Annotated in this window: 13 protein-coding genes and 2 pseudogenes; 10 read left to right on the top strand and 5 right to left on the bottom strand. The window is 74.4% G+C overall.

Features of this window, described 5'->3' with window-relative positions; translation table 11 throughout:
• Positions 1–272: 272 nt before the first annotated feature.
• Positions 273–503 carry a hypothetical protein gene (locus ACFTWP_RS01660; RefSeq protein ID WP_380261479.1) on the bottom strand — a complete coding sequence of 77 codons (231 nt, stop codon included), beginning with the start codon at positions 501–503 and terminating at the stop codon, positions 273–275.
• Positions 504–826: 323 nt separating this feature from the next.
• Between ACFTWP_RS01660 and ACFTWP_RS01655 the strand changes: the two genes are divergently transcribed.
• Together ACFTWP_RS01655 and ACFTWP_RS01650 are read left to right on the top strand one after the other, a co-directional pair.
• Positions 827–1426 (top strand): hypothetical protein, encoded by a 600-nt coding sequence (locus tag ACFTWP_RS01655; protein ID WP_380261477.1) that lies wholly within the window; start codon positions 827–829, stop codon positions 1424–1426.
• A 30-nt stretch (positions 1427–1456) separates the two neighbouring features.
• Entirely contained in the window at positions 1457–2242 is a 786-nt protein-coding gene (locus ACFTWP_RS01650) for a hypothetical protein (protein WP_380261475.1), read from the top strand.
• Positions 2243–2281: 39 nt separating this feature from the next.
• Here ACFTWP_RS01650 and ACFTWP_RS01645 read toward each other — a convergent pair whose 3' ends face one another.
• Positions 2282–3037: an SDR family NAD(P)-dependent oxidoreductase gene (locus ACFTWP_RS01645; RefSeq protein ID WP_380261473.1), complete on the bottom strand. Its 756-nt coding sequence runs from the start codon at positions 3035–3037 to the stop codon at positions 2282–2284.
• A gap of 704 nt (positions 3038–3741) precedes the next feature.
• On the opposite strand from ACFTWP_RS01645, the gene ACFTWP_RS01640 reads away from it, so the two are divergent.
• The 5 genes and pseudogenes from ACFTWP_RS01640 to ACFTWP_RS01620 all read left to right on the top strand — a co-directional run bounded on the left by ACFTWP_RS01640 (position 3742) and on the right by ACFTWP_RS01620 (position 7686).
• Positions 3742–4590, top strand: a complete 849-nt coding sequence (locus ACFTWP_RS01640) for a beta-glucanase (protein WP_380261471.1) — start codon at positions 3742–3744, stop codon at positions 4588–4590.
• 182 nt (positions 4591–4772) lie between these two features.
• Positions 4773–5222: pseudogene (locus ACFTWP_RS01635) on the top strand (carbohydrate binding domain-containing protein); the annotation flags it as partial.
• 159 nt (positions 5223–5381) lie between these two features.
• Positions 5382–6353: pseudogene (locus ACFTWP_RS01630) on the top strand (right-handed parallel beta-helix repeat-containing protein); the annotation flags it as partial.
• 173 nt (positions 6354–6526) lie between these two features.
• Positions 6527–6697, top strand: coding sequence for a hypothetical protein (locus ACFTWP_RS01625; protein ID WP_380261469.1), 171 nt, complete (start codon positions 6527–6529; stop codon positions 6695–6697).
• 173 nt (positions 6698–6870) lie between these two features.
• On the top strand, positions 6871–7686 hold the full coding sequence (locus tag ACFTWP_RS01620; protein ID WP_380261467.1) for an alpha/beta hydrolase family protein: 816 nt from the start codon (positions 6871–6873) through the stop codon (positions 7684–7686).
• 51 nt (positions 7687–7737) lie between these two features.
• On the opposite strand, the gene nadE is transcribed toward ACFTWP_RS01620, so the two are convergent.
• Together nadE and ACFTWP_RS01610 are read right to left on the bottom strand one after the other, a co-directional pair.
• Positions 7738–8580 carry an ammonia-dependent NAD(+) synthetase gene (nadE, locus tag ACFTWP_RS01615; protein ID WP_380261465.1) on the bottom strand — a complete coding sequence of 281 codons (843 nt, stop codon included), beginning with the start codon at positions 8578–8580 and terminating at the stop codon, positions 7738–7740.
• 92 nt (positions 8581–8672) lie between these two features.
• The gene (locus ACFTWP_RS01610) at positions 8673–9728 is read right to left on the bottom strand and encodes a bile acid:sodium symporter family protein (protein WP_380261463.1); all 1056 of its coding nucleotides are present in this window, start codon (positions 9726–9728) and stop codon (positions 8673–8675) included.
• 134 nt (positions 9729–9862) lie between these two features.
• Here ACFTWP_RS01610 and ACFTWP_RS01605 point away from each other — a divergent pair, with 134 nt between their 5' ends.
• On the top strand, positions 9863–10543 hold the full coding sequence (locus ACFTWP_RS01605; RefSeq protein WP_380261461.1) for a GntR family transcriptional regulator: 681 nt from the start codon (positions 9863–9865) through the stop codon (positions 10541–10543).
• A gap of 353 nt (positions 10544–10896) precedes the next feature.
• Positions 10897–12039 (top strand): N-acetylmuramoyl-L-alanine amidase, encoded by a 1143-nt coding sequence (locus tag ACFTWP_RS01600; protein ID WP_380261459.1) that lies wholly within the window; start codon positions 10897–10899, stop codon positions 12037–12039.
• A 223-nt stretch (positions 12040–12262) separates the two neighbouring features.
• On the opposite strand, the gene ACFTWP_RS01595 is transcribed toward ACFTWP_RS01600, so the two are convergent.
• Complete coding sequence (locus tag ACFTWP_RS01595) at positions 12263–12817, bottom strand: YceI family protein (protein ID WP_380261457.1); 555 nt, start codon at positions 12815–12817, stop codon at positions 12263–12265.
• 419 nt (positions 12818–13236) lie between these two features.
• Between ACFTWP_RS01595 and ACFTWP_RS01590 the strand changes: the two genes are divergently transcribed.
• Positions 13237–14517 carry an ATP-binding protein gene (locus tag ACFTWP_RS01590; RefSeq protein WP_380261603.1) on the top strand — a complete coding sequence of 427 codons (1281 nt, stop codon included), beginning with the start codon at positions 13237–13239 and terminating at the stop codon, positions 14515–14517.
• Positions 14518–14697 lie beyond the last annotated feature (180 nt).

The raw sequence follows: 14697 nt of genomic DNA, 5'->3' as shown, positions 1-14697 counted from the left end.
CGAGGGCGGCGCCGGATGCCCGCTCTCTCCACGGCCTTCTGCCCCGGATTCGGCGTTCCACCAACCAGCTTGGCGCACAAGGCGCTTGCCCGACGAACCGAGGGTGCACGACCAACAGTGCACGACCGAAGCGCCGGCGGCCCGGGGTGTACGACCGAAGCCCGGCCGGCCGCGGTGAACGGCCGGCCGGGCTTCGGTCGGGTCGGTAGGGAGCTCGGGCGGTACGGGGATCGGGCTGTGCGAGGGCCCGGCGGTACGGGGGTCGGGCGTCCTCAGGGCGCGTCGTAGTAGCGGCGGTCCTCGATCACCGTCTCGGCGGGGATCCGTCCACCCGGCAGGCGCCGGCGTCGCAGCACCGTCACATAGCAGCCCAGGCCGAGCAGACCCGCCGCCATCAGCACCAGACCGACCACCTGGAGGTTCACCCCCGACAGCTGCCAGTCGACGCCGAAGGTCAGAATCGCGCCCAGCGCGAAGGTCAGGACACAGCCACCGATACCCATCGGAACCACCTCTTTCGCTTGCTCACCGTCACGAACGAATCGGCGCTGCGCCTACCCGGGCCGTCGGCGGCCACACGTGGCGACCGGTCACCTGCCGCTGAACCGCGGCCTGCCGGGAGCCGCCGGGCGATCGCGGTAGCCGTAGCCGTAGCCGTAGCCGTAGCCGTAGCCGTAGTCGGGAAGTCGGGACAGCTCGGGCGGCCGGGGCGGCCGGGCGCGGGCCCGGCCCGCGAGGGGTACTCGGTCGGTGGGTTTGCGATCCGGATGCCGGGTTAGGCGCTTCCCAGCCGGAGCCGAGTCCGGCGTGATCGGGAGGAGCTGGGATGAGCGTGCTGGTCATCCTCACTGTCTGTCTGCTCGCGGTGGTGGCGGCGGCCGCTCTCGCCGCGCCACGGCTGAGGACGCGTCGACTGCGCGAGCGCTTCGGAGCGGAGTACGACCGTGCGGTGCACGGCCACGGCGGCGACGTCCACGCGGCGGAGCGCGAACTCACCGACCGCGTCAAGCTGCTGCGCGGCCTGCGACTCAAGCCGGTCGAGCCTGCCGAACGCGAACGGGCCGAACGCGAACTCGCCCGACTCCAGGAGCTGTTCGTGGACGACCCCGGCACCGCCGCGGCCGATGCCGACCGCTTGCTGACATCCGTCCTGGACCAGGTGGGCTACCCCGAGAAGGGGCGGCTCGGCGCGGTCTCCGTCCACCACGGCGAGCTGGTGCCGCAGTACCGCTCGGCGCAGTCCGCGCTGGAGCGCGCCCGGGCCACCCAGGCGGGCACGGAGGAGCTCCGGACGGCCCTGATCGCCGTCCGCGACCTCGTCCTGGACGTGCTGCGCGCCGAGCACCCCGCGCCCCGGGGCCGGTCCGAGCGCCCGGGTCGGTCGGCCGGTACCGCGCCCGCCAGTCCGACGCCCTCCGCCGGCTGACCCGCCGACATGACCGAGAAGGAGACTTCCATGCTGGACAAGAACGCGGCAGCCTTCGACGACGACCGGGGGCGGTCCGTCCGCACCGGTGCGCACGGCGACGGTGCCGACGACGCCCGCACCGACGCGACCGCCGCCGACCCCCGGAGGGCCGGGTCGGGCGACACGGACGAACGGCGCCCGATCGAGCGCGGTCCGGTGGAGCACCGTACGAACGGGAAGCGTGCGAACGGGCAGCGGCTGCGCGAACAGCGGGCCGACCGGCACGGCGAGGCCGAGCAGCAGTCGGAGGAGCCCGGGGAGGACGCTGCGATCCGTTCCGGGCACCGCCCGGACGAGCCCGGGACGCCGGCCGCCGAGCCGGTGATCCCGCGCCAGCCCGCGGCCGGCGACGCACTCGACGACCGCCCCGGCCTCGCCGCCGGGCCGACCACCGGCGACCGCCCGGCCCCGGCCGGCCACCGCACCCCGCCCGCGCCCGAGGCACTACCGGCCCCCGTGGCCCCGCCCGCTCCCAAGAGCCCGGACGGTGCGGCCGACCTGAGCACCTGGCTGGAAACGGCGCAGGTGCAGCGGCTCTCCGCCCAGTGGCGGACCGTCCAGACCGGCTTCGTCGACGACCCGCGGGCCGCGGTGGAACAGGCCGACGAGCTGGTGGGCAAGGCCGCCGACCTGGTCACCGCATCCGTCCGCGACCACCGGAGCCGGCTGCACAAGGCGGGGGAGGGGGCCGGGGACACCGGGATCCCCACCGAGGAGCTCCGGCTGGCGATGCGGGAGTACCGCACCCTGTTGGACCGGCTGCTCGCCGCCTGAGCGGCGGTTCGACGGCGTGACGGCGCGGGCCGGCCGGCCTCAGGAGAGCCGGTGCGGCCCGGCCGGTGCGTCCGGGCCGCGCCGGGCGGCCGCGTCCACGAGTCCCTCGACCAGGGCGGCGACGCAGGCGTCCAGGTCCGCGCCCGGCGGCAGCCGCGGTGGTCGCCCCGCCACGGCCCGAGCCGCGAACCCGGTGTCGAGATGGGGGAACCGGGCGTCGAGCACGGTGACCCGGTTCCGACGCTGCTCCAGCCGTACGGAGTCCAGCCAGGCGCCGAGCGCCGCCTTGGACGCGCAGTAGCCCGCCATGCCCGCCACCGGCCGCGAGGCCACCACCCCGGTCACCGCCGCCAGTGCGCCGCCCGGGCCGATCTGCCCCAGGGCTCCCCGGAGGACGGCGATCGGCGCCAGGGCGTTGACCGTGAACAGGTGCTCGTCGACGGCGTCGCAGGACTCCTCCGCCCGGCCGAACGCGACCGTCCCGAAGGCGGTCACCACCGCGTCCAGCCCGCCGAGCGCGGCGGACGCCCGTTCCGCCAGGTGACCGCAGCCCTCCAGGTCGTAGGCGTCGAACCGGTGCGCCGAGCAGCCGCCCAGCCGGTTCGCGACCGCTGCCAGCCGCCCCCGGTCCCGCCCGGCCACCGCGAGTTTCGCGCCGGTGGCGGCGGCGGCCGTCGCGACCGCGCCGCCGATCACCCCGGTCGCGCCGACCACCAGGATCCGCCAGCCCCAGGGCGCGGGGCCGTCCGCGTGCCCCAGCCGGTCGGCGCCGCGCAGGCCGCTCTCCTCGTTCATCGCGGGCTCATCGTCCTCTCCTCGTCCCGCCGCGGCGGTGTCCAGTCCCGCGGCCTCGCCGGTCGCGGGAACGCCGTGGTGCGCTCGGCCCGTCGAGGTCCCGTCTAGGTCCCGTCGAGGTCCCGTCGAGTTCGCGTCGGGCTCCTCGGGAGCGGTGGGTGTGGATATGGCCGCGCCCGGCACAGCGTGCCCCTGCCCGGACAGGGCAAGCCAGTTGCAGCGCTTGCGCAGCGTTTACCCGTTCCCGTACTCGTACTCGTACTCGTACTCGTACTCGTACCCGTGCCCATGCCCGTGAGCCGCCGCCGGCAGCCGTGACCGCGATACCGGCGAGCCCACTCTGGAGCACACGGACTCCGGCGGCTCCGGCGCGTGCGCTGGTGTGCGCCCCCGGGTCTGCTATCGGCTGTCAGGGTCGCTCTCGATTGTGGACGAACAGGGCGGGCAACTAGTCCGGAGCGAGGGGTTCCGGCTGTGGCTCCTCCGGTCGCCGCCCCTCCCATCCGTCGACGGCGTGTCACGAAGGGGCGGCCGCGGGCGAAGCCCGGCGTCACGGGGGCGCGCGGTGAACCGCTCACACGCAACGGCTCACTCGCAAACCGCTCACACGCAAACCGCTCACACGCAAACCGCTCTCGCACCACCACTCATGCACGATGTGCTCGCGCGCCGCTGGCGCACAACTGCTCCCGGAAGGAGCGGACATGGGAATATGGACCGACATCCGTTCGTGGTTCGGCTGGGGCGGTTCCGCCTCGTCGACCGGCGTCCCGCCTCAGGGGTCGCCCGGCCAGTCGCCCGCCACCCCGCCGTCCGCGCAACCGCCCGGCGGTGGCCCGCCGGGCGAGCCCGTGCCGCCCACGGAGGGCGCGGAGGGCGCCTCGGTGACCGCCCTCGCCCGTGCGGTGGTGTTCACCGCGGACTTCTCCTCGACCCGCCAGTGGGTGGCCGGGCGCAGCAGCGCCTATCCCAACATGGGACCGACCAACCGGGGGGACCACAAGCTGGACTACCTCGTCGGGCAGTACTGCCCGGGCGGGGTGTTCTCGGCGGTGGCCCGGGCGGGTGACGGCCTCTGGAACTGCAACCTGCTGACCACCGAGGGCAGTCCGGACGGATTCCAGGTCCGCACGGGGGACGTCCTGCGGGCCCGGGTGACGCTGCCGTCGGGGGCCGGCGCCTGGCCGGCGATCTGGACCTGGCGGGAGGGCCGGAACGAGATCGACGTGTTCGAGTACCACCCGGACAACCCGAACCTGCTCGAACTCTCCAACCACATGGGCAACGGCAGTTACCTGTACTGGCGCGACCAGTCCGGTGCGGTCGCCCCCGGCCGGACGATCGATCTGCGGGTGACCCTGGGGGCGAGGTCCGTCGACTGGTACGTCCAGGGGCGGCGGGTGTACGCGGACGGTCGCGGGGTGGGGGTCGGCTGGCACGCCTACCTCATCGTCAACATGTCCGTCAGCGACGGGACTTATCACCCGCGCCCGTCCGGGCCGCCGGGTACCAGGCTCTCCTGGGTGTGCCAGTCGCTGACCGTCGAGCGCTGATCGTTCGGGCGCCGCCCGGCCGACCGTCGACCGCCCGCGGCCCGCCCGGAGCCCCGGCTCCGGGCGGGCCGGTGCGGCGGCCGTCCCGGCGCGCCCTTGACGTCCGAGTTGGTCTAGTCCACATTGTGTGGTCATTCGTTCCGCGTGTCCGCGTCGAACATGTCCAGCTGTGGAGACCCGCCATGACGCACACTCCGAAGCACACCGGCCGGCGACGAGCCGGTGCCCTCGCCGCCGTCGTCACCCTCGGCCTCGCGGGCGCCGCCTTCGCGCTGCCCGCCACCTTCGCCGGCGCGGCCTCGCCGGAGCTCCTGGTCAATCCCGGGTTCGAGGCCGGTACTCTCAACGGCTGGACCTGTTCCGGGAGTTCGCAGGTGAGCAGTGCGACGCCGCACTCCGGCGGATTCGCCCTGGCCTCCGTCCCCGGCGCCCAGGACCTCGCGCCCTGCACCCAGACCGTCACCGTCCAGCCCGGCACCAGCTACCTGCTCAGCGCCTGGGTGAAGGGGTCGTACGTCCAACTCGCCGCCACCGGTACGGGTGTGAGTGCCTCCAACTGGACGGCCGGGACGGCGTGGACCTCGCTCGGCACGACGTTCACGGCAGGGCCGCAGACCACGCAGGTGACGGTCACCGTGAGCGGGTGGTACGGCGCCGGTGCGATCGCCGTGGACGACCTGTCCCTCACCGGGTCGGGCGGGGGCACTCCGTCGGCCTCGGCGAGTACGTCACCGTCCGCCTCACCGACCGCGTCGACCTCCGCCACGCCCACCACGACGCCCACGCCCACGCGGACGTCCACGCCCACCCAGACGGCAACCCCGACCGCCTCGCCGACGCCGACCGCCTCGCCGACCGCCACCGCCACCTCCGGTACGGGGGTCGTCAAGGTGACGACGGCGAAGGAGCTGAAGGCCGCCCTGGCCGCGGCGCTGCCCGGCCAGACCATCGCCCTCGCCGACGGCACCTACCTCGGCAACTTCTCGGCGACCGCGCCGGGTACGGCGGACCGCCGGATCACCCTGACCGGCTCCCCGAACGCCGTCCTCACCACGACCACCGGCGGCGGGTACGGCCTGCACCTCGACGGGGCCGGGTACTGGACCGTCCGGGGCATCACCGTGACCGGCGCCCAGAAGGGCATCGTGGTCGACTCCGCCGACCACGTGGAGATCGATTCGGTGACCGTGCGCAACCTGACCATGGAGGGGGTGCACTTCCGCAACTCCAGCCGCTACGGGGTGCTGCGCAACTCCACCGTCCGTGACACCGGCACCCTCGGGGACGGCAAGGGCGAAGGCGTGTACGTCGGCACCGCCAACACCCTCACCGACCGCAGCGACTACGTGCAGATCCTCGGCAACGTCATCGGCCCGCGCGTGGGCGGGGAGAACATCGACCTGAAGGAGGGGACCACGGGAGGCCTGGTCTCCGGCAACACCTTCTACGGGGACGGTCTGACGAACAAGAACTTCGACGACTCCTGGGTCGACGTGAAGGGCAACGGCTACGTCATCGAGAACAACACCGGCGTCGGCACCCTGAAGGACGGCTACCAGACCCACACCCAGCAGCCCGGCTGGGGCTGCGGGACGGTCTTCCGGCACAACGCCTCCGACCTGGGCGCCGCCAACGGCACCGCCGGGCGGTACGCGTTCGGGATCACCAACTACGACCCGGCGGGCTGCCCCGTGACGATCGCCGCCGACAACACCGTCACCGGCGGCGACGGCCTGGTGAGCCCCGGGGTGCCGGTCGGCTGAGCCGCCCGCCCGTAGGGCGTTCCCCCGCCCGGAAACACATCGCACGCGTACCGTTACCGCCTCGTGACGTGACACGCGGCGGCAGGGCGCCGCGTACCGGCCGGACGGGGGAACACTCATAACTCCACTCGCACGACCGGGCGAAGAGTGTCGCCCAGGCAGGGACGGTTGCCATGTTCGGCCGCAAGCCCAGAGAGACCGAGGACGCCGAGGCGCTGGCGGCGCTGATCGCGGACGCACGCCGCTGGGAGTCCGGTGGTCGGCACGCGCGCCGGACCGAACAGCTCGGACCGGTCCGGCGCGAGCGCACCGGGTCCCGCCGGCCGATCTGGTCGGACCGCTGACCCTCGGATCACCCGCCTCTCGGGCCGGCGACCCTCGGAGCGCCGCCCTCGGGCCACCGGCCGCCCTCCGGCCGCCGGTCGGGCACGGGCACGGGCACGGATCCTCCCGCGCGGCGCCCCCGCTCGCATAGAGTCCTGGGCGAAGCGAGTACCGGCGCAGGAGGAGGCGGACCATGTCCGGAGACGACGAGGAGCAGGTCCGTCCGACGGGCCCCGACGTCACCTTGGGCTACGGGCACGAACACCCCGACCAGATCGCCGACATCACGCTGCCGCACGGTGCGGCGGCCGGACTCGGCGAGCCGGCCCCGCTGGTGCTCTTCCTGCACGGCGGCTTCTGGCGGGCCAGGCACGACCGGCTGCACGCGGCCGCACTCGCCGAGGCCCTCGCCGCACAGGGCTACGCGGTGGCCAACGTGGAGTACCGACGGGTCGGCGCGGGCGGCGGCTGGCCCGGGACGTTCGTCGACGTGGCGCTGGCCGCCGACACCCTGCCCGAACTGATCGGGCGCACCTACCCGGGGCGGGTCGACCTCGACCGGGTGGTGTACGCGGGGCACTCGGCGGGCGGGCACCTCGCGCTCTGGGCCGCCGCCCGGGACAGGCTGCCCGCCGACGCCCCGGGTCGGGCCGACCGGGCTCCCCGGGTGGCCGGAGTCCTCGCGCTGGGCGCCGTCACCGACCTGGTCGAGGCCTGGCGCCTGGGCAACGGCGAGGGAGCGGTGGCCGAGTTCCTGGAGGGCGACCCGGTCACCGTGCCGTCCCGCTTCGCCGCCGCCGATCCGAACGCCCTGGGCGCCCCGACGGTGCCCACCGTGCTGGTCCACGGCGACCGGGACGAGCGCGTCCCGGTCGCGATGGCCCACCGCTACCGGGACGACTTCGGCGTCAAGCTGCTCGAAGTGCCGGACACCGGACACTTCGAGCTGATCGATCCCGCCTCGCAGGCCTGGCCGTCGGTCCTGGACGCGCTGCGCGGGCTGGTCTGAGTCCGCGCGGCGCCCCGGGTCGGCCGCCCGGCGGGGGCGACCCCTACGGGATCAGGCCCGCCACCAGTCGTCGAGGGGCGTCACCGGAACGGTCCGCTTGTGCCGGGTCGCGAGGTAGATCGACTCCACCTTCGCGGCCACCTCCGGCGTGACCTCGGCGCCCTCCAGGTAGTCGTCGATCTGGGTGTACTGCAGACCGAGGGCCACCTCGTCGGGCAGCGCCGGGCGGTCGTCCTCCAGGTCGGCCGTCGGCACCTTCTCCCACGCGCTCGGCGGTGCGCCCAACTCCTGGAGCAGGGCGGCGCCCTGGCGCTTGGTGAGTCCGGTCAGCGGGGTGACGTCGACCCCGCCGTCACCGTACTTGGTGAAGAACCCGGTCAGCGCCTCGGCGGCGTGGTCGGTGCCCACGACCAGCAGGCCCAGCTGGCCGGCGATCGCGTACTGGATCACCATGCGCTCGCGGGCCTTGATGTTGCCGCGCACGAAGTCCCGCAGCTGGGGCTCGCCGCCCAGCAGTTCGCGCAGGCCGAGCGCCGCCTCCGCGCCGACGGCGTCCGCGCTCGGCTTGACGTTGACCGTGATCGACCGGTCGGGCCGGATGAACTCCAGCGCGATCTGCGCGTCGTGCTCGTCGGCCTGCACGCCGTAGGGCAGCCGCACCGCGACGAAGGTCACCTCGTGCCCCTCGGCCCGCAGCTCCTCGCTGGCGAGCTGGCACAGCCGGCCCGTCAGCGTGCTGTCCTGGCCGCCGCTGATTCCGAGCACGTACCCCTTGGCAGGGGTCGACCGCAGGTAGTCCTTGAGGAAGTCGACCCGTTGCCGGATCTCGACCTTCGGGACGATGGTCGCCTTGACGCCAAGGTCGATGAGGATGTGCTCCCGGAGATTCGCCATCCGGGAATTGTACTGGCCGGATTCGACCGGACCGGGCCCGGGACCCGCGTCCTGGCGGAGCGCCGCGGTGTGCGCCGGATGCGCCCGAGGGGTCAGGCGACCCGGTCCGGCACCGCAGCGGGCACCACCGGAACGGCCGGCTCGCGCGGTACCGGCGTCGGGGGCGTGCCGACGGCCCAGCGGCGGGCCAGGACGGTGCAGGTCATCAGCTGGATCTGGTGGAAGAGCATCAGCGGCAGCACCATCAGCGCCACGTCCTTGGCGGCGAACAGCACCGCCGCCATCGGCAGGCCGCTCGCCAGGCTCTTCTTGGAGCCGCAGAAGACGATCGCGATCCGGTCGGCGCGGGAGAACCGCAATCGTCGTCCCGCCTGGTCGGTCAGGGCCAGGGCGGCGGCGAGGACCAGCACGCAGAACCCTGCCAGCACCAGCAGTTGGAGGGCCGACACGGTGTGCCAGACGCCCGCGACCACGCCCTCGCCGAAGGCGGTGTAGACGACCAGCAGGATCGAGCCCCGGTCCACCAGGGTGAGCACGGGCCGGTGGGCGGCGATCCAGCGCGCCGTCCGGCGCCGGGAGAGCTGGCCGAGCAGGAACGGCACCAGCAGCTGCAGGACGAGGGTCAGCACCGAGCCCGGGTCCACCCGTACCGCGCCCCCGCCGAGCAGCAGCGAGGCGAGCAGCGGGGTGACCAGGATGCCCGCCAGGCTGGAGAACGACGCGGCGCACACCGCGCCGGCGACGCTGCCGCCGGCGATCGAGGTGAACGCGATGGAGGACTGCACGGTGGAGGGGAGCAGGCACAGGAAGAGCAGTCCCCGGGCCAGTTCGGGGGAGAGCACGGAGCCGGCCAGTGCCTGGGCGGCCAGGCCGAGCAGCGGGAACGCGAGGAAGGTCGCCGCCAGGATGGTCAGGTGCAGTCGCCAGTGCCGCGCGCCGTCGAGCGCGGCCCGGGTGGAGAGCCGGGCGCCGTAGAGGAAGAAGAGGACGGCGATGGCGGCGGTCGTGACGTGCCCCAGGGCGCCGGCCGCCACGCCCCTGGCCGGGAGGAGCAGGGCGAGGCCGACCGTGGCCAGCAGCGCCAGGATGTACGGGTCCAGTCCGAACCGGGCGGCGGCCCTGCTCAGGGGTGCGGTGAGGTTCTTCACCCGGGCGCCGCCTCTCGTTCCGTGGGGTCCGCCGCCGCGGCAGTGCGGCCCGGGTCGGGGGCCGGGCTGTAGTACGTTCGCGGCGTCGGTCTCTTCGTCGTTCTGACGACGATTGTATTCAATCGAGGTGCGGGATGGAACGCGAGGGTGCCGAGCAGGCCGCTCGGAAGGGCAGGCTCTCGCCCCAGGCGCTCTGCCGGGCGATCCGCGAGGACGTGATCCGCGGCGTCCACCGCCCGGGGGTCCGGCTGACCGAGGAGTCGATGGCGGCCCGCTACGGCGTCTCCCGGGTGCCGGTCAGGGAGGCGCTGCGCACCCTGGAGGCCGAGGGCTTCGTGCAGTCCCGCCCGTACGCGGGGATCGTCGTGGTGGAGCTGGACGACGCCGAGGCGGAGGACCTGCTGGAGGTGCGTGCGCTGCTGGAGCCGCTCGGTGCCGGCCGGGCCGCGCTGCGCCGCACGCCCGAGCAGCTCGGGCGGTTGAAGGAGCTGGTGTCGCTGGGGCGGGAGGCGGTCGCGGACGGTCGGCTGGACGAGGTGGCGCGGCTGAACAGTCGCTTCCACGAGGTGATCGCGGCCGCCTCGGGCAGCCGTACGCTCAGCCAGCTGGTCACCCAGTTGAGCCAGAAGATCGCCTGGGTGTACTCGGTCGACCTGCCCCGCCGGGCGGAGGACTCCTGGCGCGAGCACGAGGAGATCGTGGCGGCCGTCGAACGCGGCGATCCCGTCGCGGCCCGGCAGGTGGTGGCCCGGCACATCGCCGCGGCCCAGAGCGCCTACCGGCGGCGGGAGCCGGGAGGCGCCGCCGGCTCCTGAGGCCGCAGTCGCGGGGGAGGGGGCGCGGGGGAGGGGGTCGGCTGCGGCCCGGTCCGCCGACTCATCCGCTCGCAGATCGTATACAACACCGGGTGATCGATCGGTCGGTCGCGCCCCCCTGCGCCCCATCGCGCTGCCCTGCGCTCCGCTGTGCGCCGCGACCGCCGCGTTGGAGCTTCGTTGGTGCGACGTTGGCGGCCCTCGGCAAGATCAATCCCCGTTGGACACCGTTCCCGCCGGCCGTGCTCCTCGCGAGCACGTGCGGGCGACGGTCGGTTCCGTTCCGGCCGGCCCGGGTTCGTCAGTCGCCGACGCCTCCCCTGTTCATGTTTCACGCCTGAGATGGGACCTCGATGTCGTCTTCCAAACCTGCCGTCAGCCGCCGGGCCGTGATCGGCACGATCGGCGCCGCCACCGCGGCCGTGGCCGTGGCCCCGCTCAGCGCCGCCGCCGCGGAGGCCGCGACCGTCGAACGGCCGTCGAGCGGGAGCCCGGCAGCCGGTCACCGGATCGCCGAGGTCCCGCAGACCCGTGCCCGGTCCGCGGCCGGTGAGGCCGCCAAGGCCGTCCGCACCACCTTCCCGATCGAGTACGTCGGCGTGAGCTGGACCGGTCCCAAGCGCGGCGCCTCGATCCGTCTGCACCGGGAGGGCGGGGTCGCGGGCGAGTGGCAGCCGCTGCCGACCGGCTGCGCCGGTGGTCCGGACGGGCACACGGCCGACCCGGCCCGCAGCGCCACCGCGCTGATCGCCGCCGGCGGTGCGCTCGGCTACGACCTGCGCCTGCCCGACGGCGCCACCGAGGTGCGCTCGGCCGCGATCGACACCGTGGGCGGGCCGAGCCGCCAGGCGGCCGTGTCGGCGACCGCGCCGGTGATGTTCGGGCAGATCGAGTACCTGTCCCGGGCGGCCTGGGGCGCGGACGAGTCCAAGCGGTTCAAGAACGGCGTCGAGAACACGCCCACCGCGTACTACCCGCTGCAGACGCTCACCGTGCACCACACCGACGGCGTCAACGCCGACCCCGACCCGGCGGCCACCGTCCGGGCGATCTACGAGTACCGCGCCGTCACCCTGGACTGGGGCGACATCGGCTACCACTTCCTGATCGACGAGGCCGGCCGGATCTACGAGGGCCGCTACTCGGGCACGGACGGCATCCCCGCCCACGACGCGTCCGGGAACCTGGTGACGGCGTTCCACACCTCCGGGTTCAACTCCGGGAACCTCGGCGTCGCCCTGCTGGGCACCCTGGTCGACCAGGGCCCCACCGCGGCGGCCCGCTCCTCGCTGACCGCCCTGCTCGCCGGCCTGTCCTGCGCGCACGGGCTCGACCCGGAGGCGCACGTCACCTTCGTGAACCCGGTCAACGGGGTGACCAAGGCGGTCGAGATGATCAGCGGGCACCGCGACTGGCTGGCCACCGACTGCCCGGGCGCCACCATGTACGGCACGCTCCCCGCACTGCGCGCCGACGTCGCGGCCCTCACTCCGTGACGTCACGGCCCTCTGACGCCGCGACCCTCTGAGGCCGCGACCCTCTGACGCCGCGAGGTAGCCGGCGGCGCGCAGTCCCGCCGTCGCGCAGTTCCGCCGCGCCCGCCGCCTGCCCGCTGCTCGCCGCCCGCCGCTGCCCGGGGCCCACCGCCCCGGGCAGCGGCGCGTCCGCGGCGCCGCCGTGCCCACCGGCCCGGTCGGGAGTGCCCGTCGGGACTGCTCGTCAGGACTGCTTGACCGCGGAGATCTCGAATTCCAGCACGATCCGGTCGCCGACCAGGACGCCGCCGCCCTCCAGGGCAGCGTTCCAGCTGACCCCGTAGTCCTTGCGGCTGATCGGCACGGATCCCTCGAAGCCCACCCGCAGGTTCCCGTAGGGGTCGCGGGCGCTGCCCTGGAACTCGAACTCGATGCCGATCGCGCGCGTGGTCTCCTTGATCGTCAGGTCGCCGGCCAGCCGGAAGTGCGTGGCGTCGAGCCGCTCCACCCGGTTCGACACGAAGGTGATGTCGGGGAAGGTCGGGGCGTCCAGGAAGTCGTTGGTCCGCAGGTGCCCGTCCCGCTGCTCGTTGCGGGTGTCGATGCTGGCGGTCTTGATGGTGACCGTCGCCGTCGACCTGGTCGGGTCCTCCCCGTCGAGGTACGCGGTGCCCTCGAACTCCCTGAACGCGCCCCGGACCTTGGTGACCATCGCGTGGCGGGCCACGAAGCCGATCTCGGTGTGGGCGGGGTCGAGGGTGTAGGTCCCGGTGAGTTCGGCGAGCGGGATGTCGGTCATGGCGCACTCCAGGGCGTCGGGCCGGGCCGGTCCGGCAGGCCGACCTCGCCCCCACGCTAGGCGGACACCCGACCGGCGACAGTGCTGGCCCGCGGGGCGTCACCCGCCGGGACCAGCACCGGCACCGACCCGGCCACCCGTTCGGCCCTACGGACGGGCGGCCCGGCCGCGAACCGGCCGCGAACCGGCCGTGTACCGACCACGGCCCGACCACCGTCCGACCGCGAACCGACCACCGCCCGACCACCGCCCGACCCCGGTCCGACGGCGGTCCCGCCGCGGCCGCTCCGCGGCGACGGCCCGCGCCCGGGACCCGTCCTGCCGCTCCGCGGCCCGCGGCCTACGGTGGTACGGACGGCCCGGTGCGCCGCCGCCGCTGCCCGCGGTCGGCCGCCCCGGCCGAGGGCGAGGTGGTGGCGATGCCGGCCTGGCGACTGCGGGACTTCCACGAGGACGATCTGGACCAGGCCGTCCTGGTGTGGGACCAGAGCCGTCCGCCGGGCGAACAGCTCCCCGTCTTCCCGGTCTCCGAGGTGATGGCCGCGGCCAGGAGCGGCCAGCCGGCCGTGGTGGCCGTGGCGGGGGAGGAGCTGGTGGCGCTGGCGGTCGCGCAGGCGCACGGCGAGCGGGCCTGGGTGCTGCTGATCGCCCTGTCCGCGCGCTGGCGCCGGCGCGGGATCGGCAGCGCACTGCTCGCCGAACTGGAGCGGCGGCTGCGCGAGCAGGGCGTGCGCCGGATCTGCGCGCTGCTCCCCGAAGGGGGCACCGGCACCCAGGCACTGCTGAACAGCGGTTACGGCGGGCGCGAGGGGCTGGTCTACTTCGAGAAGGTCTCGCACGGCGGCGCGGCCGAGGCGGGGCTGCTGGCCGAGCTGGGCGGCCGCGAGCAGCCGCCGGGCCTCTGGGAGGCGCTGGCCGGCATGGAGCGGGAGAAGGAGGTCGTCGAGCGGCGGATCGTGCTGCCGCTCGCGGAGCAGGAGCTGGCCGACCGCTACGGGGTGGCGCCGCCGAAGGCGGTCATCCTGTTCGGCCCGCCGGGCACCGGCAAGACCAGCTTCGCCAAGGCGGTGGCCTCCCGGTTGGACTGGCCGTTCGTGGAGCTCTTCCCGTCCCGGCTGGCGGCGGACGGCGAGGCCGGACTGGCCGCCTCGCTGCGCGACGTGTTCGCGGACCTGGCGGAGCTGGACGCCGTGGTGCTCTTCATCGACGAGGTGGAGGAGATCGCCGCCGTCCGCTCCGGCCTGGCGGTCGACCCCGGTCACGGCGTGACCAACGAACTGCTCAAGCTGATCCCGGGTTTCCGGGAGCACGGCGACCGCTTGCTGGTCTGCGCCACCAACTCGGTCCGCTCGCTGGACCCGGCCTTCCTGCGCCCCGGCCGCTTCGACTACGTCATCCCGATCGGGCCGCCCGACCCGGTGGCCCGGGCGGCGATCTGGGCCCGGTACGCGGGGCGGGCGGCCGCGGGCGTGGACCTGGACCGGCTGGTGGCGGCCAGCGGGCTGTTCACCCCGGCGGACATCGAGTTCGCCGCCCGCAAGGGCGCCCAGGCGGCCTTCGAACGCGAGGTCCTGCACCGGCAGGGCCGTCCGGCCGGCACCGAGGACTACCTGTCCGCCATCGCCGACACCCGGCCCACCCTCACCCCGCAGGCGATCACCGAGTTCGAGGAGGACATCGCCCGCTTCACCCGGCTGTGAGCGGGCCCGGCGGCCACCGGTGATTCGTGGGCCCGTCCGCCGCCACCCGTCCGCTCACAGCCGCCACCCGTCCGCCGCCACCCGTCAGCCGTCCGCCCGCAGCCGCCGGTGTCGTCGCGGTGCGGTCCGACCGGGTGACTCCCGGGCAGGTCTGCGCCGAGTCGGCCCGGCGCCACCCCG

Origin of the sequence: Kitasatospora sp. NPDC057015, assembly GCF_042673745.1 — a bacterium.
GTDB lineage: Bacteria > Actinomycetota > Actinomycetes > Streptomycetales > Streptomycetaceae > Kitasatospora.
Note: the sequence above shows the minus strand (reverse complement) of the source record. Positions and strands in the feature narration are given on the sequence as shown.

Excerpts from the sequence above, each read along its gene's own strand:
- ACFTWP_RS01640 (WP_380261471.1), top strand. The coding sequence starts at position 3,742 with ATGGGAATATGGACCGACATCCGTTCGTGGTTCGGCTGGGGCGGTTCC.
- ACFTWP_RS01590 (WP_380261603.1), top strand. The coding sequence starts at position 13,237 with ATGCCGGCCTGGCGACTGCGGGACTTCCACGAGGACGATCTGGACCAG.
- ACFTWP_RS01655 (WP_380261477.1), top strand. The coding sequence starts at position 827 with ATGAGCGTGCTGGTCATCCTCACTGTCTGTCTGCTCGCGGTGGTGGCG.
- ACFTWP_RS01660 (WP_380261479.1), bottom strand. The coding sequence starts at position 503 with ATGGGTATCGGTGGCTGTGTCCTGACCTTCGCGCTGGGCGCGATTCTG.
- ACFTWP_RS01595 (WP_380261457.1), bottom strand. The coding sequence starts at position 12,817 with ATGACCGACATCCCGCTCGCCGAACTCACCGGGACCTACACCCTCGAC.
- ACFTWP_RS01605 (WP_380261461.1), top strand. The coding sequence starts at position 9,863 with ATGGAACGCGAGGGTGCCGAGCAGGCCGCTCGGAAGGGCAGGCTCTCG.
- ACFTWP_RS01650 (WP_380261475.1), top strand. The coding sequence starts at position 1,457 with ATGCTGGACAAGAACGCGGCAGCCTTCGACGACGACCGGGGGCGGTCC.
- ACFTWP_RS01645 (WP_380261473.1), bottom strand. The coding sequence starts at position 3,037 with ATGAACGAGGAGAGCGGCCTGCGCGGCGCCGACCGGCTGGGGCACGCG.
- ACFTWP_RS01625 (WP_380261469.1), top strand. The coding sequence starts at position 6,527 with ATGTTCGGCCGCAAGCCCAGAGAGACCGAGGACGCCGAGGCGCTGGCG.
- ACFTWP_RS01620 (WP_380261467.1), top strand. The coding sequence starts at position 6,871 with ATGTCCGGAGACGACGAGGAGCAGGTCCGTCCGACGGGCCCCGACGTC.
- nadE (WP_380261465.1), bottom strand. The coding sequence starts at position 8,580 with ATGGCGAATCTCCGGGAGCACATCCTCATCGACCTTGGCGTCAAGGCG.
- ACFTWP_RS01600 (WP_380261459.1), top strand. The coding sequence starts at position 10,897 with ATGTCGTCTTCCAAACCTGCCGTCAGCCGCCGGGCCGTGATCGGCACG.